Origin of the sequence: Arthrobacter sp. NicSoilB8 (assembly GCF_019977355.1) — a bacterium.
Lineage (GTDB): Bacteria > Actinomycetota > Actinomycetes > Actinomycetales > Micrococcaceae > Arthrobacter.
On record NZ_AP024655.1, the window covers coordinates 3,637,547 to 3,656,198 of the forward strand.

At 68.8% G+C, this 18,652-nt stretch carries 12 protein-coding genes; 3 read left to right on the forward strand and 9 right to left on the reverse strand.

Going from position 1 to position 18,652, the window contains the following annotated elements; genetic code table 11:
• Window positions 1-15: 15 nt before the first annotated feature.
• Window positions 16-1,728, forward strand: coding sequence for a formate--tetrahydrofolate ligase (locus LDO15_RS16345; protein ID WP_223980145.1), 1,713 nt, complete (start codon window positions 16-18; stop codon window positions 1,726-1,728).
• 101 nt (window positions 1,729-1,829) lie between these two features.
• On the opposite strand, the gene LDO15_RS16350 is transcribed toward LDO15_RS16345, so the two are convergent.
• The 8 genes from LDO15_RS16350 to glmS all read right to left on the reverse strand — a co-directional run bounded on the left by LDO15_RS16350 (window position 1,830) and on the right by glmS (window position 14,868).
• The gene (locus LDO15_RS16350) at window positions 1,830-2,915 is read right to left on the reverse strand and encodes an inositol-3-phosphate synthase (protein WP_223980147.1); all 1,086 of its coding nucleotides are present in this window, start codon (window positions 2,913-2,915) and stop codon (window positions 1,830-1,832) included.
• A 175-nt stretch (window positions 2,916-3,090) separates the two neighbouring features.
• Window positions 3,091-4,128, reverse strand: a complete 1,038-nt coding sequence (gene mgrA / locus LDO15_RS16355) for an L-glyceraldehyde 3-phosphate reductase (RefSeq protein WP_223980149.1) — start codon at window positions 4,126-4,128, stop codon at window positions 3,091-3,093.
• A 15-nt stretch (window positions 4,129-4,143) separates the two neighbouring features.
• A complete protein-coding gene (gene treZ, locus LDO15_RS16360) occupies window positions 4,144-5,994 on the reverse strand; it encodes a malto-oligosyltrehalose trehalohydrolase (protein WP_223980151.1) in 1,851 nt (616 codons plus the stop codon).
• A gap of 52 nt (window positions 5,995-6,046) precedes the next feature.
• Complete coding sequence (gene treY / locus LDO15_RS16365) at window positions 6,047-8,386, reverse strand: malto-oligosyltrehalose synthase (RefSeq protein WP_223980153.1); 2,340 nt, start codon at window positions 8,384-8,386, stop codon at window positions 6,047-6,049.
• A complete protein-coding gene (gene glgX, locus LDO15_RS16370) occupies window positions 8,383-10,920 on the reverse strand; it encodes a glycogen debranching protein GlgX (protein WP_223980155.1) in 2,538 nt (845 codons plus the stop codon). Before glgX ends, treY begins: the two co-directional genes overlap by 4 nt.
• A gap of 91 nt (window positions 10,921-11,011) precedes the next feature.
• Window positions 11,012-12,550 carry an NAD(P)H-hydrate epimerase gene (locus tag LDO15_RS16375; RefSeq protein WP_223980156.1) on the reverse strand — a complete coding sequence of 513 codons (1,539 nt, stop codon included), beginning with the start codon at window positions 12,548-12,550 and terminating at the stop codon, window positions 11,012-11,014.
• 73 nt (window positions 12,551-12,623) lie between these two features.
• A complete protein-coding gene (locus LDO15_RS16380; protein ID WP_024366340.1) occupies window positions 12,624-12,971 on the reverse strand; it encodes a holo-ACP synthase in 348 nt (115 codons plus the stop codon).
• A gap of 4 nt (window positions 12,972-12,975) precedes the next feature.
• Window positions 12,976-14,868: a glutamine--fructose-6-phosphate transaminase (isomerizing) gene (glmS, locus tag LDO15_RS16385; RefSeq protein ID WP_223980157.1), complete on the reverse strand. Its 1,893-nt coding sequence runs from the start codon at window positions 14,866-14,868 to the stop codon at window positions 12,976-12,978.
• A gap of 179 nt (window positions 14,869-15,047) precedes the next feature.
• On the opposite strand from glmS, the gene coaA reads away from it, so the two are divergent.
• The gene (coaA, locus tag LDO15_RS16390) at window positions 15,048-16,013 is read left to right on the forward strand and encodes a type I pantothenate kinase (RefSeq protein ID WP_223980158.1); all 966 of its coding nucleotides are present in this window, start codon (window positions 15,048-15,050) and stop codon (window positions 16,011-16,013) included.
• A gap of 5 nt (window positions 16,014-16,018) precedes the next feature.
• A complete protein-coding gene (locus tag LDO15_RS16395; RefSeq protein WP_223980159.1) occupies window positions 16,019-16,951 on the forward strand; it encodes a M15 family metallopeptidase in 933 nt (310 codons plus the stop codon).
• 152 nt (window positions 16,952-17,103) lie between these two features.
• On the opposite strand, the gene glmM is transcribed toward LDO15_RS16395, so the two are convergent.
• Window positions 17,104-18,465, reverse strand: a complete 1,362-nt coding sequence (gene glmM / locus LDO15_RS16400; protein ID WP_223980160.1) for a phosphoglucosamine mutase — start codon at window positions 18,463-18,465, stop codon at window positions 17,104-17,106.
• Window positions 18,466-18,652: the final 187 nt, after the last annotated feature.

The window sequence follows — 18,652 nt, forward strand, 5'->3', positions numbered from 1 at the left end:
AGCCGAAGGACAACGATGTCTGAGACCACCACTGCCGGGAACAGCGTGCCCACCGACCTGGAAATTGCCCAGCGGGCAGTCATGAAGCCGATCGAGGAGATTGCGGCGGCCGCCGGCATCAACCCGGAGGCGCTGGAGCTCTACGGACCCTACAAGGCCAAGATCGACCCGGCGAAGCTGAGCCGGGCGAAGGGCGCCCCCGCGCCTGTTCCGGGCAAAGTCGTGCTTGTCTCGGCGATGTCCCCCACCCCGGCGGGCGAGGGCAAGTCCACCACCACGGTCGGCCTCGCCGATTCCCTGGCCCGCGCCGGGCACAAAGTGATGATCGCGCTGCGCGAACCCTCCCTCGGCCCCATCCTGGGCATGAAAGGCGGCGCCACCGGCGGCGGCTACTCCCAGGTGCTGCCGATGGAGCAGATCAACCTGCACTTCACCGGCGACTTCCACGCCATCACCTCGGCGAACAATGCCCTCATGGCCCTCGTGGACAACCACATCTTCCAGGGCAACGAGCTCAACATCGACCCGCGGCGGATGACGTTCAAACGGGTCCTGGACATGAACGACCGGTCCCTGCGCGAGGTCGTGATCGGCCTCGGCGGCCCGGCCCAGGGCATCCCGCGGCAGGACGGCTTTGACATCACCGTGGCCTCGGAGATCATGGCCGTGTTCTGCCTTGCCACGGACCTCAACGATCTGCGCGAGCGGCTGGGCCGGATCACTTTCGGGTACACCTACGACCGGCAGCCCGTCACCGTGGCCGATCTCGGTGTCCAGGGCGCCCTGACCCTGCTGCTCAAGGACGCGATCAAGCCCAACCTCGTGCAGACCATCGCCGGCACGCCGGCACTCGTGCACGGCGGGCCCTTCGCCAACATCGCCCACGGCTGCAACTCCCTGATCGCCACCCAGACGGCCCGCAGCCTCGCGGACATCGTGGTCACCGAGGCGGGTTTCGGCGCGGACCTCGGTGCCGAGAAGTACATGGACATCAAGGCGCGGATGGCCGACGTCGCCCCGTCCGCCGTCGTCCTCGTGGCGACTGTCCGGGCGCTCAAGATGCACGGCGGAGTGGCGAAGGACCGGCTCAAGGAGCCTAACGTGGAGGCGCTGGCCGCCGGCGTCGCCAATCTCCAGCGCCACATCCGCAACGTGGAGAAGTTCGGCATCGTGCCGGTCGTGGCGGTCAACAAATTCGCCACGGACACCGCCGAGGAGCTGGACTGGCTCCTTGAGTGGTGCGCCGCGGAGGGCGTCCAGGCCGCGGTGGCCGACGTCTGGGGCCGCGGCGGGGGCGGCGACGGCGGGGACGAGCTCGCGGCGAAGGTGGCCGCGGCGATCGTGACCCCGCACGGCTTCCGGCATCTCTACCCGCTGGACATGTCTGTCGAGGACAAGATCCGGACCATCGTGCAGGAAGTCTACGGCGCCGACGGCGTGGACTTCTCGGTGCCCGCGCTCAAACGGCTGGCGGAAATCGAGAAGAACGGCTGGTCCGGGATGCCCGTGTGCATGGCGAAGACCCAGTACTCCTTCAGCGACGACGCCACCCGGCTCGGCGCCCCCAAGGGCTTCACCGTCCATGTCCGGGACCTCATCCCCAAGACCGGGGCCGGCTTCATCGTGGCCCTCACCGGTGCGGTCATGACCATGCCGGGCCTGCCCAAGGTCCCGGCGGCGATGCGGATGGACGTCGACGACGCCGGCAACCCCGTCGGCCTCTTCTAAACAGCAACGCGGGGTCACTTACGGCCCGTCCCGAGGGGGATTATGGGCCGTAGGTGACCCCGCGTTGCTGTAGGCAGGGTGCGGGAGCGGGCGGGTTGGGGTCAGCGCTCCAGGTCGCCGCGGATGAAGGCCTCGACCTTTTCCCGGGCGAGGTCGTCGTTGAACTGCTCCGGCGGGGACTTCATGAAGTAGCTCGACGCCGAGACCAGCGGGCCGCCGATGCCCCGGTCCAGGCCGATCTTGGCCGCCCGGATCGCGTCGATGATCACGCCGGCGGAGTTGGGCGAGTCCCAGACCTCGAGCTTGTATTCCAGGGACACCGGGGCGTCGCCGAAGTTGCGGCCCTCGAGCCGGACGAAGGCCCACTTGCGGTCATCGAGCCACTGGACGTAGTCCGACGGGCCGATGTGGACATCCTTCGCGGCGAGCTCGGCCTCGACGTTGGAGGTCACGGCCTGGGTCTTGGAGATCTTCTTGGACTCGAGGCGGTCGCGCTCGAGCATGTTCTTGAAGTCCATGTTGCCGCCGACGTTCAGCTGGTACGTCCGGTCCAGGGTGACGCCGCGGTCCTCGAACAGCCTGGCCATGACGCGGTGCGTGATGGTGGCGCCGATCTGGCTCTTGATGTCATCGCCCACGATCGGCACGCCCGCGGCGGTGAACTTGTCCGCCCACTCCTTGGTGCCGGCAATGAACACCGGCAGGGCGTTGACGAACGCCACGCCGGCATCGATCGCGCACTGGGCGTAGAACTCGGCGGCTTCCTGCGAGCCAACCGGCAGGTAGCAGACCATGACGTCAACCTTGGCGTCCCTGAGGGCCTGGACGACGTCGACCGGCTCCTGCGGGGACTGCTCGATGGTCTCGAGGTAGTACTTGCCGAGGCCGTCCAGGGTGGGGCCGCGCTGGACGGTGACACCGGTCGGCGGGACGTCGGCGATCTTGATGGTGTTGTTCTCGCTGGCCAGGATGGCGGCGGACAGGTCCTGGCCGACCTTCTTGCCGTCGACGTCGAACGCCGCCACGAACTCGACGTCGCCCACGTGGTACTGGCCGAACTCCACGTGCATCAGGCCCGGCACCGTGGCCCGGGGGTCGGCGTCCCTGTAGTACTGGACGCCCTGGACCAGCGAAGCGGCGCAGTTACCTACGCCGACGATTGCAACACGAATCGGATGTGAAGACACGGAACTCCTTTGAGGAAAGGGTGACCGGCGCGGCCGCAAACTGTATGTATTGCGTCAGTTGTGCGGGCGGCAGGCGGACACGGCGCCGTTAGGCGCCCTTAGTAGTCTAATCAACTCCGCAGGGGCCGCCGTTGTTCCCGGCGGCCCCTGCGGCGGTGTCAGGTGGCGGCGCCGGCTACCGCTGGGCCCACAGGTTGATGTCGGATTCGACGGCGAACTCGTCGATTGCGTCGATCTCGTCGGCCGTGAAATCCAGGTTGTTGATGGCGGTCAGGGTGTCCTCGAGCTGCCCGACGCTGGACGCGCCGACCAGTGCGGACGTGACGGGCGAGCCCTTGCCCTGCTCGCGCAGGATCCAGGCGATGGCCATTTGTGCGAGGGTCTGCCCGCGGCCCTCGGCGATCCGGCTGAGCCCGCGAACACGGTCCAGCTTGTCCTCAGTGATCATGGATTCGCCCAGGGACTTGTGCTGGGCGGCGCGGGAATCGGCCGGAATGCCCGCCAGGTAGCGGTCGGTGAGCATGCCCTGCGCCAGCGGCGAGAAGGCGATGGAGCCTGCGCCCACCTGTTCCAAGGCCTCGAAGAGGTTGGGGCTGCCGTTCTCGGTCCACCGGTTGAGCATGGAGTAGCTGGGCTGGTGGATCAGCAGCGGGGTGCCGAGTTCCTTCAGAATCCGGGCCGCCTCGAGGGTCTGTTCAGGGGTGTAGGACGAGATGCCGGCGTAGAGCGCCTTGCCGGAGCGCACGGCCTGGTCCAGGGCGCCCATGGTCTCTTCCATCGGCGTCTCCGGGTCCGGGCGGTGGCTGTAGAAGATGTCCACATAGTCCAGGCCCATCCGGCCCAGGGACTGGTCGAGGCTGGCCAGCAGGTACTTGCGGGAGCCGAAGTTGCCGTAGGGGCCGGGCCACATGTCGTAGCCGGCTTTGCTGGAGATGATGAGTTCGTCGCGGTAGGGGGCGAAGTCGTCCTTGAAGTGGCGGCCGAAGTTGGTCTCGGCGCTGCCGTAGGGCGGGCCGTAGTTGTTGGCCAGGTCAAAGTGGGTGACGCCGAGGTCGAAGGCGCGGCGCAGGATGGCGCGCTGGATCTCGAACGGCTTGTCGTCACCGAAGTTGTGCCACAGGCCCAACGAGATGGCCGGGAGTTTCAGGCCGCTGCGCCCCACGCGGCGGTAGGGCATGGAGTCGTAGCGGGTGTCAGCTGCCAAATAAGTCATACGTCATATCCTGCCTTAGTAAGTGAGAATCGCGGCGCTGTGGCCCGGGAGGCCGAGCCGTCGGGCGGACATCTCCGCGCCTGGGGCAGGGTCCGTGCCTGGGGCAGGGTCCGTGCCGGGGGCCGGGTCCAGCCGGGCGCCGTCGTCGGTGGCCAAGGCGAGGGCGAGACCGCGGACCGGCAGCCGGCGCGCTTCGGCGGAGAAGTTCATCGCCACCTCGGTGCGGCCGCGGCGCAGCAGCAGCCAGCCCTCCTCTTCGCTGACGTCCGTGACCGTGCCCTCGAAGCCGGGCTCCGTCAGGTCCGGCGTCGTGCGGCGCAGCGCGATCAGCGCCCGGTACAGGTCCAGGAGCCGGGCGTGGTCCCCCTCGGCGGCCTCGGCCCAGTCGAGCTTCGACCGGGTGAAGGTGTCCGGGTCCTGCGGATCGGGCACGACGGCGGGGTCCCAGCCCATGCGCTCGAACTCCCGGATCCGGCCCTCGGCCGTCGCCTTGCCCAGTTCCGGCTCCGGGTGCGAGGTGAAGAACTGCCATGGGGTGGTGGCCCCGTATTCCTCGCCCATGAAGAGCATGGGCGTGAACGGCGAGGTCAGGGTGGCGACGGCGGCGAGCGCGAGCTGCCCGTAGCCCAGCGTCTGGGACAGCCGGTCCCCGGTGGCCCGGTTGCCGATCTGGTCGTGGTTCTGGCTGCACACGACCAGGGCGGCGGGGTGGACGAGGGACGCGTCGATGGGCCGGCCGTGGTGGCGGCCGCGGAAGCTCGAGTAGCTGCCGTCGTGGAAGAATCCGCGTTCCAGGACCTTGGCCAGCGCCCCGAGCGAATCGAAGTCGGCGTAGTAGCCGGTGGTCTCGCCGCTGACGTTGACATGGACGGCGTGGTGGAAGTCGTCGCTCCACTGCCCGGCCAGGCCGTAGCCGTTGACGCCGCGCGGGTAGAGCAGTCGCGGGTTGTTCAGGTCGGACTCGGCGATCATGGTCGCGGGGCGGCCCGTTTCCGCCGAGACGGCGTCGGCGAGGGCGCCGAAGTCCTCCAGCAGGTGCACGGCGCGCTCGTCCTTGAAGGCGTGCACAGCGTCCAGCCGCAGGCCGTCCACGTGGTAGTCCCGGAGCCACATTGCGGCGTTCTCCAGGATGTAGCGGCGGACCTCGTCGGAGTCAGGGCCGTCCAGGTTGACGGAGTCGCCCCACGTGTTCCCCTCGCCGGATTTCAGGTAGGGCCCGAACCGCGGGAGGTAGTTGCCGCTGGGGCCGAGGTGGTTGTAGACCACATCCTGGATGACGCCCAGGCCTGCGGCGTGGGCGGCGTCCACGAAGCGCTGATATGCGGCGGGTCCGCCGTAGCCTTCGTGGACGGCGTACCAGAGCACGCCGTCGTAACCCCAGTTGTGCGTGCCGTTGAACCCGTTGACCGGCAGCAGCTCGACGAAGTCGATGCCGAGCTCCGCCAGGTACCTCAGCTTCCTGGCCGCGGCGTCCAGTGTTCCCTCCGGGGTGAAGGTGCCCACGTGGAGCTCGTAGATGACGGCGCCCTTGAGCTCCCGTCCGGTCCACTGGCCGTCCGCCCACTGGTGCCGTCCGGCGTCGAACGTGCGGGAGAGCGCGTGGACGCCCGCGGGCTGGCGCCGGGACCGCGGGTCCGGCAGCGGGGTGGAGTCCCCGTCCACGAGGTAGCCGTAGTCCACGTCCCCGGCGGCGGGCGCATCCGGAGCGGTCCACCACCCGCCGCCGTCGGTGCCGGGCTGCTCTCCGGGCGCCGCCCCGCCGCGGCGGGTCATGCCATACTTCCGGCCGTCAGCGAGGAGCGTGACCGCCTGCGCAGCGGGCGCCCAAAGATCGAAGCGTTGGCTTCCGTGTGCAGGCAAGGTCATGGCATTCTTCCGTTCCCCAAATGTCGGCGCTTATCGGTGCTTAGAAAACTGCTTAGGCCGTGGGCACCAGGAGGGCAACCGGGTAGTCCCGGAGGATCTCCCCCACGGCCACAGGACCGGGGCCGTGCGTGAAACCGGTCAGTTCATCGGTCATGGCCGCGGCAAGCCCGATGGCGGTGTCCTGCCATCCGCCGCGCTGCTCAAGGCCGCGGGGCAGCCGGGTGGCGAGCGTGAGCGCGCCGGGGGCCGGGACGGTGCCGCGGTCAAAGGCGAGCAGGTGCGCCGCGGCGCCGCCCGTGGCCGTGACCGGCGTGTACCCGGTGAACAGCTCCGGCCGGTCCCGCCGCAGGCGCAGGGCCCGCGAGGTGACCAGGAGTTTCGCGGCGTCGTCAAGGTACGACGCCGGACGCTCGCCGGCGTCGAGAGCGGCCAGGGCGCGCCGGCGCGCGCCGAAGTCGAACGGCCTTCGGTTGTCCGGATCCGTCAGCGAACGGTCCCAGAACTCGGTGCCCTGGTACACGTCCGGCACACCAGGCATGGTCAGCTGCACGAGCTTGGCGCCCAGGGCGTTGACGGCCCCGTACGGCGCCAGCAGCGCCACGAGGGACTCCAGCTCCGCCGTCACGGCCGGAGTGTCGAACGCGGCGTCGACGGCTGCGGAGAGCTTCGCTTCGAAGGCCTCGTCCGGATCGATCCAGTTGGTCGAGTTCCCGGCCTCCCGGGCGGCCTTTTGCGCGTAGGACTGCAGGCGGTCGCGGTCCGCGGGCCAGACCCCGGCCACGGCCTGCCACAGCAGGTTGGCCAGCGGCCCGTCCGGCAGGGGCGCGAGCTTCTGCAGCCGTTGCAGGGATGCCTGCCATTCCGGCGCCAGTTCCGCGAGGACCGAGATCCTGGCGCGGGTGTCTTCGCTGCGCTTCGTGTCGTGGGTGCTGAGGGTCGTCATGGACAACGGGAGCTCGGCCTGGCGGCGGGCCATGCGGGCGTGGAACTCCTCCGGGGTGACGGCGAATTCAGTGGGGTCGGCGCCGACTTCGGTCAGCGTGCCAAGACGGGTGTAGCGGAAGAAGGCGGTGTCTTCCACGCCCTTGGCCATGACCATGCCGGAGGTCTGCTGGAAGCGCCGGCCGAGTTCCGCGTCGGGCTCGGGGCCGGCCTCGAGCAGCAGGGGCAGGAGCGTTTCGACGGCGTGGCCGAGGTCGGGACGGCGGCGGACGGCCAGCGCGCAGGCCTCGCGAAGAACCTCCGCGCCTTCGGGGAGGTAGCTGCGGTAGACCGGGAACGCCGCGATGATCTCGGACAGCGCGTCCGCCGCGGTGTCCGGGGCCAGCCCTGCGCCGGCAGGGACCAGCCGTGCCAGCCGGAGCATTTCCGAGTGCAGAATCCCGTCCGTGATCCTGCGCTTGGTGCCGCGGATCATTTCCTCGTAGTCGGCGGCCTCGCCGCCGCGGAGGTCGGCGTCGAGTGCGTCGAGCGGCCCCTGGCCGGCGGCGTCGACGAACACCCGGTCCACGTCCGCGAGGGCGTCATAGCCCGTGGTGCCCTCGCACTCGAAGCTGGCCGGCAGGGTTTCGCCCGGTTCGAGGATTTTCTCGATCAGCAGGTAGCTCCCGTTCGTGACCTCGCGGAGCCGGTGCAGGTAGCCCTCCGGATCGGCGAGGCCGTCCGGGTGGTCGATCCGCAGCCCGTCAACGAGCCCGTCCCGGAACCACCGGACAACCTCCGCGTGGGCTTCGTCGAAGACCTCGGGAAGCTCCACCCGGATCCCGGCCAGGCTGTTGACGGCAAAGAACCGGCGGTAGTTCAGGTCTGTGTCCGCCCGGCGCCAGCCGATCAGCTCGTAGTGCTGGCGGTCGTGGACCTCGCGGGGGTCATCGGCAGTGGAGTCACCTGCGGTGTAGGTGCCCTCGGCGAGCGGGAAGCGGTGGTCGTAGTAGCGCAGTTCCCCGTCACGGATCTGAAGCGCATCCACGTCCGAGTCCTCGCCCAGTACGGGGATCCGGACGCGGCCCCCGCCGAAGTCCCAGTCGACGTCGAACGCCTGCGCGTAGCGGGACTGCCGCCCTTCCTTCAGGAGGGACCACCACCACGGGTTCTGGGCCGGCGTCGCCACGCCGACATGGTTCGGCACGATATCGACGAGCACCCCCATTCCCGCCTGCCGCGCCGCCGCCGACGCCGCCAGCAGCCCGTCCGGGCCGCCCCGGTCAGGATCAATGGCGGAGGGATCGGTGACGTCGTAGCCGTGGTCCGAACCCTGTTCCGCCGTCAGGATCGGCGAAAGATAGATCCAGTCCACGCCCAGGGACTTCAGGTACGGCACGGTCTGCGCCGCGTCCTGCAGCGTGAAGCCGGGACGGATCTGCAGCCGGTACGTCGAGAGCGGCGTCCTCATGAGGCCGGGCCCTTCCTGGCCCGCGGCTTCTTGGCGGCCTTGGACGAGCCGCGCTTGGCCGGGGCCGGCTTCTTGGGGGCGGGCTCCGGCTCGGGGGCGGGCTCCGGCTCAGGTGCCGTCTCCGGCTCGGGTGCCGTCTCCGGCTCGGGGGCGGGCTCCGGCTCAGGTGCCGTCTCCGGCTCGGGTGCCGTCTCCGGCTCGGGGGCGGGCTCGGGTTCAGGTGCCGTCTCCGGCTCGGGTGCCGTCTCCGGCTCGGGTGCCGTCTCCGGCTCGGGGGCGGCCTCGGGTTCGGCGGGAGCGTCAGGAGTCTCCGCCGGAGCTGCCGGTGCCTCCTCCACCGGCGCCGGAGCTTCCGGAGCGGGAGCCGCGGGAGTCTCGGCCCTGGCGGCCAGGGATGCAGCGGCGGAGTAATCCACCTCCACTTCGGGGCCCGAGTAGGCGCGGAGCACCACGAGGGATTTCGCCGCGAGCGGCAGGACGGTCCCGGCCTTGAGCGGCTGGTCCGTGTCTGCCATGTCGGCGGTGTCGACAACGACTTCCCAGAACGGCGAGTATTCCCCGGCGGGCAGCAGGAAGTCGACGTTGCCGTCATGGGCGTTGAAGGCCAGCAGGAAGCTGTCGTCGGTGATCCGGCGTCCGCGCGAGTCCTGTTCCTGGATGCCGTGGCCGTTGTAGAACACGCCGATGGTCCGGCCGAATCCGCTGTCCCAGTCCTCCGGCAGCATTTCCTTGCCGTCGGTGTTGAGCCACACGATGTCCGGGAGCTTTTCGCCTTCGCCGCGGCGGACCGGGCGGCCGTCAAAGAAGCGGCTGCGCCGGAAGATGGGGTGGTCGCGGCGGACCTTGTTGACCACGGCCGTGAACTCCACGAGGGGCTGGTCCATGTCCTCCCAGTGCACCCAGCTGAGCTCGGAGTCCTGGCAGTAGGTGTTGTTGTTGCCCTGCTGGGTGCGGCCCAGTTCGTCGCCGTGCAGGATCATCGGAACGCCCTGCGAGAGCAGGAGGGTCGCGATGAAGTTGCGCTGCTGGCGGGCGCGCAGGGTCAGTACGGCGTCGTCGTCGGTGTCGCCTTCCGCGCCGCAGTTCCAGGAGCGGTTGTGCGATTCGCCGTCGTTGTTGCCTTCACCGTTGGCGTCGTTGTGCTTCTCGTTGTAGGACACCAGGTCCCGCATCGTGAAGCCGTCGTGGGCGGTGACGAAGTTGATGGAAGCCACCGGGCGCCTGGCCGAGCTCTCGTAGAGGTCGGCCGAGCCGGTCAGCCGCGAGGCGAATTCGCCAAGCGTGGACGGCTCGCCGCGCCAGAAATCACGGACGGTGTCGCGGTACTTGCCGTTCCATTCCGTCCACTGCGGCGGGAAGTTGCCCACCTGGTAGCCGCCGGGGCCCACGTCCCACGGCTCGGCGATCAGCTTGACCTGGGAGACGATCGGATCCTGCTGGATCAGTTCGAAGAAGGTGGAGAGCTTATCGACGTCGTAAAACTCGCGGGCCAGGGTGGAGGCGAGGTCGAAGCGGAACCCGTCCACGTGCATTTCGGTGACCCAGTAGCGCAGCGAGTCCATAAGCAGTTGCAGCGAATGCGGGTGCCGGACGTTGAGCGAGTTGCCGGTGCCGGTGTAGTCCATGTAGTGCTTCAGGTCATCGTCGACCAGCCGGTAGTAGGCGGCGTTGTCGATGCCCTTGAAGGACAGGGTGGGGCCCAGGTGGTTTCCCTCGGCGGTGTGGTTGTAGACCACGTCCAGGATCACTTCGATGCCGGCCTTGTGCAGTTCGCGGACCATGGCCTTGAATTCCTGGACCTGGTGCCCGACGTCGCCGGAGGAGCTGTAGGTGTTTTGCGGCGCGAAGAAGCCGATCGTGTTGTAGCCCCAGTAATTGTTGAGGCCCTTCTCGACGAGGGTGCCGTCGTTGACGAACTGGTGCACGGGCATGAGCTCGATTGCGGTGATCCCGAGCTTCTTGAGGTGCTCGATCACGGCGGGGTGGGACACGCCCGCGTAGGTGCCGCGCTGCTCCTCCGGGATTTCCGGGTGCAGCTCGGTCAGGCCCTTGACGTGGGCTTCGTAGATGACCGACTCGTGGTACGGGATGCGCGGCTGGCGGTCGCCGTCCCAGTCGAAGAACGGGTTGATGACCACGCCGTGCATGGTGTGCGGCGCCGAGTCGGCGTCGTTGCGGGATGCAGGGTCCCCGAAGTTGTAGGAAAAGAGCGCCGGGTCCCAGTCGATCTGGCCCTGGATGGCCTTGGCATACGGGTCCATCAGCAGCTTGTTGGCGTTGAACCGGTTGCCGTTCTCCGGCTCGTAGGGTCCGTGGACGCGGTAGCCGTACTTCTGCCCGGGCTGGATCTGCGGCAGGTAGCAGTGCCATACGTAGCCGTCCACCTCGGTCAGTTCGATCCGGGTCTCGGTCAGGTCGTCAGCCAGGAGGCACAGTTCCACCCGCTCGGCGCGTTCGCTGAACAGGGCAAAGTTGGTACCAGTGCCGTCAAAAGTGGCTCCCAGCGGGTAAGCCGTTCCGGGCCAGACTTCCATGTGTACTCCTCGTGCGTGACGATTATTCTCTAGACAGACTACTTGTAAGTAGGGTTAGTATTTGTCCAGGCGCACTGAAGGCGCCCGATTATTACAGTTCCCGCATCACCTCCGGAACGGCCCGGGCGATGGCCGTTGCCGTTACTGGCCCCCCGCGGGAAGCCCGGACTCCGGCGAGACCGTGGATGCTGGCCGCCATCGCCGCGATCGCCGCCCATCTGGCGTCGGGGTCGATGTCGTGCTCACCGAAGCGCCCGACGTCGGCACCCACCTGGGCCAGCAGGGCACCGGCAACCCCGGCCAGGACGTCACCGCTGCCCGCCGTGGCGATCCAGGGCGTGCCCTCGGCCTGGCTGAAGAAGTCCTGGAAGGGGGACGCCACAAGGGTCGTGGCGCCCTTGAGCAGCACGGTGGCTTCGGTCAGACCCGCGGCCCGCCGCACCGCGCCGAGCGTGGACGCTTCTATGCCGGAGCGGTCCAAGGGGGCCCCGAGGCGCTGGAGCAGTGCTGAGAGTTCGCCGGCGTGGGGTGTCAGGATCACTTGGGGGGCCAGCACATCAGGCAGTGCGGGCAACGCGCCGGCGTCGGCGATCGTCGGCAGGCCCGAGTCCGCGGCGTCGCGGGCGCGCTGCAACTGCTGTTCATCGGAGTCGTCCAGTCCGGAGCCGACGAGCCAGGCCTGGACGTGGGTGCCGGCCACGGTGCCGGTGCTGCACACGACCTCGGGACAGGATTGGCGGACCAGATCGGCAACGTCCGGCGGTCCAAGGTAGCGGACCATTCCGACGCCGGCGGCCAGGGCGCCCGTGCAGGCCAGCACCGCGGCGCCGGGATAGGCGCTCGAGCCTGCGACCACCCCAAGCACTCCCCTGGAGTACTTGTGCGCCCGCCGCTCAGGGCGCGGCAGGAGGGCGGAGAGGTCTCCGGCTTCAAGCCGTCGCAGGGCCGGCCAGGGCAGCGCTCCTTCGATTCCGATCGGAATGACCTGCACGCGGCCGGCGAAGTCGGCCCCGGGATCCGCCAGCAGGCCGGCCTTGGCGGCGCCGAACGTCACCGTCAGGTCGGCGGCCAGGACCGGCGCGTGCGCCTCTCCGGTGTCCGCGGCGACGCCGCTGGGGATGTCGCAGGCCACCACCAAGGGGGAATGGGAGCCCGGCCGGGAGCGTCCCAGTGCCTCGACGAGGCCGGCTGCCGGCCCCCGCAGGCCACCCTGCGCTCCGGTCCCGAGGACCGCATCAATCACGACGTCGGCGCCGCCGGCCGTCGCGGCGAGCTCGGCGACATTGTCCGCGGTCAGGACCAGAACGTGTCCGCCGGCCTTCCGGAACGCCGCCAGCCCGGCGTCGTGGGCGGCGCCGGCGGTGAGCACCGCCGTCGTCCGCATGCCGCGGCGGGCCAGCAGCGCAGCGGCGAAAAGCCCGTCCCCGCCGTTGTTGCCCTTGCCGGCAAGCACGGCCACGCTCGAGCCGTACAGCCGCTGACCGCGGCCGCGCAGCGCACTGACGACGGCGTTGGCGAGGCCGTAGGCGGCCCGCTGCATGAGAACAGCGCCCGCACCGGGGCCTAGGACGTCGTCGAGGAACGGCTTCTCGGCCTCTCGTACCTGGGTTCCGGTGTAGGCGCTGATCATGATTTCAGTCCGTTCGCGGTGCTGTCGCTGGGGAATGCCTGGCGCTCAGGCCGGTCCTGCCTGGACGGCCGTCTCAGCCTTCGGCGATAACGGTCGCGGTGGCGATCCCGCCGTCGTGGCTCATCGACAGGTGCCAGCGCTTGACGCCCTTCGACTCCGCCACGGCCAGCACCGTTCCCTTGACCTGAACGGTGGGGCCGTTCTGGTCCAGCCCGATCCAGCAGTCCTGCCAGTTCATGCCGGCCGGAGCGCCCAGCACCTTGGCCACGGCCTCCTTGGCCGCGAACCGCGCGGCCAGGGACCGGGTGTTCAGTTCCCGCTCGGCAGGTACGAACAACCTGTCGCGCAGCCCGGGGGTTCGCTCGAGCTGCCGCCCGAACCGCTCAATGTCTACGACGTCTACGCCTATGCCTACGATCATGGCGTTATTCTACGGTCACGCTCTTGGCCAGGTTGCGTGGCTGGTCCACGTCGTAGCCCTTGGCCGAGGCGAGTGCGAGGGCAAAGATCTGCAGCGGAACCGTCGCGAGCAGCGGCGCCAGGAGCGTGGGGGTCTCCGGGATGTAGAAGACGTGCTCGGCGTAGGCCTTGACGGCCTCGTCCCCTTCCTCCGCGATCACGATCGTGCGGGCGCCGCGGGCGCGGACCTCCTGGATGTTGGAGACCACCTTGGAGTGCAGCGAGTCGCGGCCGCGCGGGGACGGGACCACCACAAAGACGGGCTGGCCTTCCTCGATCAGGGCGATCGGGCCGTGCTTGAGCTCACCGGCGGCAAAGCCTTCGGCGTGGATGTAGGCCAGCTCCTTGAGCTTGAGCGCACCTTCCATCGCGACCGGGAAACCGACGTGGCGGCCCAGGAACAGGACGGACTTGGCGTCGGCCATGGACTCGCCGAGTTCCTTGATCTGGGCCTCGTTGTCGAGGATGTGCTGGATCTTGGCCGGGATCTTGCCGAGATCGGCCAGGATGTCCTTGATCTCGCCCTGGAACTTGTTGCCGCGCAGCTGTGCCAAATAAAGGCCCAGCAGGTAGGCGGCGGTGATCTGGGCGAGGAACGCCTTGGTCGAGGCCACGGCGATCTCGGGTCCGGCGTGCGTGTAGAGCACGGCATCGGATTCCCGCGGGATGGTGGACCCGTTGGTGTTGCAGATCGAGACCGTCTTGGCGCCCTGTTCCTTGGCGTAGCGGACGGCCATCAGGGTGTCCATGGTCTCGCCGGACTGGGAGATGGAGACGATCAGGGTGTTCTCGTCCACGATCGGGTCCCGGTAGCGGAATTCGTGCGAGAGTTCGACCTCGGTGGGAATCCGGCACCAGTGCTCGATCGCGTACTTCGCCACCTGTCCGGCGTAGGCGGAGGTGCCGCAGGCCAGGACGATAATCTTGTCGACGTTCTTGAGCAGCTGCGGATCGACCCGGAGCTCATCGAGCGTCAGCCTGCCGTGGATGTCGGAGCGGCCCAGCAGGGTCTGCAGCACGGCGTCCGGCTGGTCGTGGATTTCCTTTTCCATGAAGGACGGGAAGCCGCCCTTTTCCGCGGAGGCCGGGTCCCAGTTGACGTGGTACTCCTTGCCCTCGGCGGCGGCGCCGTAGAAGTCCGTGATCTCCACGGAGTCGGCGGTGATCGTGACGATCTGGTCCTGGCCCAGTTCCACGGCGCGGCGGGTGTAGTCAATGAAGCCGGAGACGTCGGAGCCGAGGAAGTTCTCGCCCTCGCCGAGGCCGACGACGAGCGGGGAGTTCCGGCGTGCCGCAACCACCACGTCGGGCTGGTCGGCGTGGATGGCCAGCAGGGTGAAGGCACCCTCGAGCCGCTGGCAGGCAAGCTGCATGGCCCGGGTGAGCCCGCCCTTGGCGGCGTCGCCGCCCACCTGGTTGCGGTAGATGTCGCCGAGCAGGGCGGCCGCCACTTCCGTGTCGGTCTCGGACTGGAAGACGACGCCCTTGCGCAGGAGCTCCTGCTTGAGCTCGGCGAAGTTCTCGATGATGCCGTTGTGGATCAGCGCCAGCTTGCCCTCGTCGGACAGGTGCGGGTGCGCGTTCTGGTCCGTCGGACCGCCGTGCGTCGCCCAGCGTGTGTGGCCGATTCCGGTGACGGATTCCGGCAGCGGGCGGGAGTCGAGTTCGGCGATGAGGTTACTCAGTTTGCCCGACTTCTTCCGGGAAGAAATGGCGCCGTCGGCAACCACTGCAATGCCCGCAGAGTCGTAGCCCCGGTACTCCAGGCGCCGCAGCCCTTCAAGGACTACGTCCAAGGCATTGTGTCCAGCATTTACCCGGCCATCTGAGTGGCCCACATATCCAACGATTCCACACATGGTCATAAGCCTAGCGGGTTTCCGGGAGGGAGGACGTGGGACGGGACCGTTCTTACGGCCGGATACCGGGCGGCGGCGGGGCCGGCAAACGGCCGGATGCCGGGCTGCGGCAGGCCGGTCCCGGCTCCGACCGGCCAGTCCATTTCGCTCTCGGCGCCGTGAAGGGCAGAATCTCTAGGGTGACTTTGCAACGCAATGAAGCGAACGGGGAAGGTGTCTCCCCGTTCGTGGAGCTGGACCGGCAGACCTGGTCCCGGCTCGCTGCCCAGATGGAGCAGCCCCTTAATGAAGAGGACGTGGTCCGGCTTCGCGGCCTTGGCGACCCCCTCGACATGAACGAAGTGCGCGAGGTCTACCTTCCCCTCTCCCGGCTCCTGCACCTCTATGTGGAAGCCGCGGGCCAGCTGCACGCAGCCACCACCACGTTCCTCGGCGAGACCACCCAGCGCACGCCGTTCGTGATCGGTGTGGCCGGCTCCGTGGCCGTGGGCAAGTCCACCATTGCGCGCGTCCTGCGGGAAATGCTCCGGCGCTGGCCGGGCACCCCCAACGTGGAACTCATCACCACGGACGGGTTCCTCTATCCCCTCGCCGAGCTCAAGCGCCGCCAGCTGCTGGAGCGCAAGGGTTTTCCGGAGTCGTACGACCGCCGGGCCCTGCTGCGGTTTGTGAGCGAGATCAAGGGCGGCGCCGAGGAAGTCCGCGCCCCCTGGTACTCCCACGTGACCTACGACATCGTGCCGGGCAAGGAAGTGGTGGTGCGCCGGCCGGACGTGCTGATTGTCGAGGGACTGAACGTCCTGGCGCCGGCCCGGGCACGGCAGGACGGCCGGCAGGGCCTCGCCCTCAGTGATTTCTTCGACTTCTCCATCTATGTCGACGCCAAGACCTCGTACATCGAGGAGTGGTATGTGGACCGCTTCCGCAAACTGCGGAGCACGGCCTTCGCCCAGCCGGAGTCCTATTTCCACCGCTACGCCACCCTCTCCGACGCCGAGGCCGAACAGACAGCCCGTGAGATCTGGAAGCGCATCAACGAGCCGAACCTCGAGGAAAACGTCCTTCCGACCCGCGGCCGGGCGCAACTGGTCCTGACCAAGGACGCGGACCACTCCATCCGGCGGATGCTGCTGAGGAAGGTCTAGCACGCATGTGCTACAACGGCGGAGGCGAAACAACTGGCCGGCAGGAAGCCGCGCCGGACTCGCCGAGCCGCCGGGCGTTCACCCGCCTCCTGCTGGCAGGCACCGGCCTCGCTGCCCTGACCGCCTGCACTCCGGCCCCGCCCAACACCCCGTCCGGCACACCGGGTCCGACGCCCGGGCCGGCGCCGGGCCTGGCCACTGCGACGCCGTCCGCCGCCGCATCGGCGTCGGGCTCCCCTCTGCCGGCAAGCGCGGCGGCAGCTGTTCCCGGGGCGCCCGCGCCGGCGGCTGCCCCGCCGTCGGCCGCCCCGCCGTCAGCCGCGGCCCCAGGGCCGCAGCATTCACTCACGGACCCCACCAGCCCGTGGGTGATCGTGAACAAGCACAGGCCGCTCTCCCCAGCCACCTTCGTGCCGCCGGACCTGGCCCGGCCGGCCGTCCGCCTGGCCACTTCCGGCGAGGCGGCGCTGCTGAACAGCACGACGGCGGCCGCGGCGGAAAAGATGTTCGCTGCCGCGGCGGCCGACGGCGTCGTCATCACCCTGGCCAGCGGATACCGTTCGTTCGCGACGCAAACGGCGACCTACGGCAACTGGGTGCACACGCAAGGGCAGGCCAAGGCTGACACGGCTTCAGCCCGTCCCGGATATTCCGAGCATCAGACGGGGTGGTCTTTCGATATCGGCGACGGCAGCGGCGCGGACGCGTTCACACCGCAGTTCAAGGACCGGCCGGCAGCCGTCTGGGCCAACGCCAATGCCCACCGTTTCGGCTTCGTGGTCCGCTACCCGTGGATGTTGCATGGAATCACGGGGTATTACTACGAGCCCTGGCACCTGCGGTTCATCGGCACTGCGGCGGCCGCGGACATGGCCGCCCGCGGAATCGGCACGCTTGAGGAATACTTCGGCTTGGAAGCCGCCCCGGACTACCTCTAGGGCCTTCCTCCGCGCGGGCTTTCCCCACCTTTGCCACCACGACGCCGGGACCCGCCGCCGCAATCGGGTGACACGCCGTCGGACGCGGGAACAGGTGGGGAGACCCGGCGGCGACGGCCACAGCTCCCGGCGGCGGCCGGCCGGCCGTGGGGTCAGTCCGAGACGAGTGCCAGCGCGAGCTCGGTCCGGACAACCTGGGCAAGGCGCTCCGCGACGTCCTGGGCAGTCTGATGGTCTCCGGCTTCCACCATGACGCGCACCACCGGCTCGGTGCCGGAAGGGCGCAACAGGACGCGTCCGGTGTCGCCAAGTTCGGCTTCGGCCACGGCAACGGCCGCGGCCACCACCTCATCGCCCTTCACACGCGTGCGGTCCACGCCCTTGACGTTGATGAGGACCTGGGGCAGCTTGGTCATGACGGTGGCCAGGTCCTTGAGCGGGCGCCCGGTGCGGGCCACCTGGGCTGCCAGCTGCAGGCCGGTCAGCACCCCGTCGCCGGTGGTGGCGTAGTCGGCGAAAATCACGTGCCCGGACTGTTCGCCGCCCAGGCTGAAGCCGCCGCTGCGCATTTCCTCGAGGACGTACCGGTCCCCCACTCCGGTTTCGCGGAGGCTGATCCCGGCGTCGCGGAGGGCGAGCTTCAGGCCGAGATTGCTCATGACGGTGGCCACAAGGACATCGTCCTTGAGCTTTCCGGAGGCCTTGAGGGCTACGGCCAGGATGGCCATGATCTGGTCGCCGTCCACCTCGTTGCCTTCATGGTCCACGGCCAGGCAGCGGTCGGCGTCGCCGTCGTGGGCGATGCCGAGGTCCGCCCCGTGGTCCAGGACAGCGCGCTGGAGCTGGCCAAGATGCGTGGACCCGACTCCTTCGTTGATATTGTGGCCGTCCGGTTCGGCGCCAATGACGATCACGTTGGCGCCGGCATCCTTGAACACCTGAGGAGAGCAGCCGCTGGCTGCGCCGTGGGCGCAGTCCAGGACGACGGTCAGGCCGTCCAGGCGGTGCGGAAGCGTGCCGAGCAGGTGCACGATATAGCGGTCCTCGGCGTCGGAGAAGCGCTGGATCCTTCCCACCTCGCCGCCGACAGGACGGACGGGCTCCTTGCCGAGCTGGTCCTCGATGGCGTCCTCGACGTCGTCGGGCAGCTTCTGGCCGCCCCGGGCGAAGAACTTGATGCCGTTGTCCGGCGCGGGGTTGTGGGAGGCGGAGATCATGACGCCGAAGTCGGCGTCGAGGTCCGCCACGAGGTAGGCGGCGGCCGGGGTGGGGAGCACGCCGGCGTCGTAGACGTCGATCCCCGAGCTCGACAGGCCGGCCTCCACGGCCGCCGCGAGGAACTCGCCGCTCGCCCGCGGGTCGCGGGCAACCACTGCGCGCGGCCGGTTTGGGGTCGTGTTTCGGTCATGGCCGAGTACGACGGCGGCAGCCTGGGCGAGCTGCAAGGCGAGCTCTGCGGTCAGCAAACCGTTCGCCAGGCCGCGGACTCCATCGGTTCCAAATAATCTAGACATTGGCTCCAGCTTAGTCGATGGCCGGCCGCAAGCGGTGGTGCGCCAGCGTCGATCACCCTTCGGCACCGCCTCACGGCCGGGGTGTAGGCCGGACGGAGGGCGGCGTCGGACGGGAGGCGATCGTCGACTACTTGGTTCACGCGATTCGTGTACTCTAATTTTCCAAATCGCTCGCTAGGCCTTCCGT

Coding starts and splice junctions, on each gene's coding strand:
- glgX (WP_223980155.1), bottom strand. CDS start 10,920: ATGGAAGTCTGGCCCGGAACGGCTTACCCGCTGGGAGCCACTTTTGAC.
- mgrA (WP_223980149.1), bottom strand. CDS start 4,128: ATGACTTATTTGGCAGCTGACACCCGCTACGACTCCATGCCCTACCGC.
- glmS (WP_223980157.1), bottom strand. CDS start 14,868: ATGTGTGGAATCGTTGGATATGTGGGCCACTCAGATGGCCGGGTAAAT.
- treY (WP_223980153.1), bottom strand. CDS start 8,386: ATGAGGACGCCGCTCTCGACGTACCGGCTGCAGATCCGTCCCGGCTTC.
- LDO15_RS16395 (WP_223980159.1), top strand. CDS start 16,019: ATGTGCTACAACGGCGGAGGCGAAACAACTGGCCGGCAGGAAGCCGCG.
- treZ (WP_223980151.1), bottom strand. CDS start 5,994: ATGACCTTGCCTGCACACGGAAGCCAACGCTTCGATCTTTGGGCGCCC.
- LDO15_RS16380 (WP_024366340.1), bottom strand. CDS start 12,971: ATGATCGTAGGCATAGGCGTAGACGTCGTAGACATTGAGCGGTTCGGG.
- LDO15_RS16345 (WP_223980145.1), top strand. CDS start 16: ATGTCTGAGACCACCACTGCCGGGAACAGCGTGCCCACCGACCTGGAA.
- LDO15_RS16375 (WP_223980156.1), bottom strand. CDS start 12,550: ATGATCAGCGCCTACACCGGAACCCAGGTACGAGAGGCCGAGAAGCCG.
- glmM (WP_223980160.1), bottom strand. CDS start 18,465: ATGTCTAGATTATTTGGAACCGATGGAGTCCGCGGCCTGGCGAACGGT.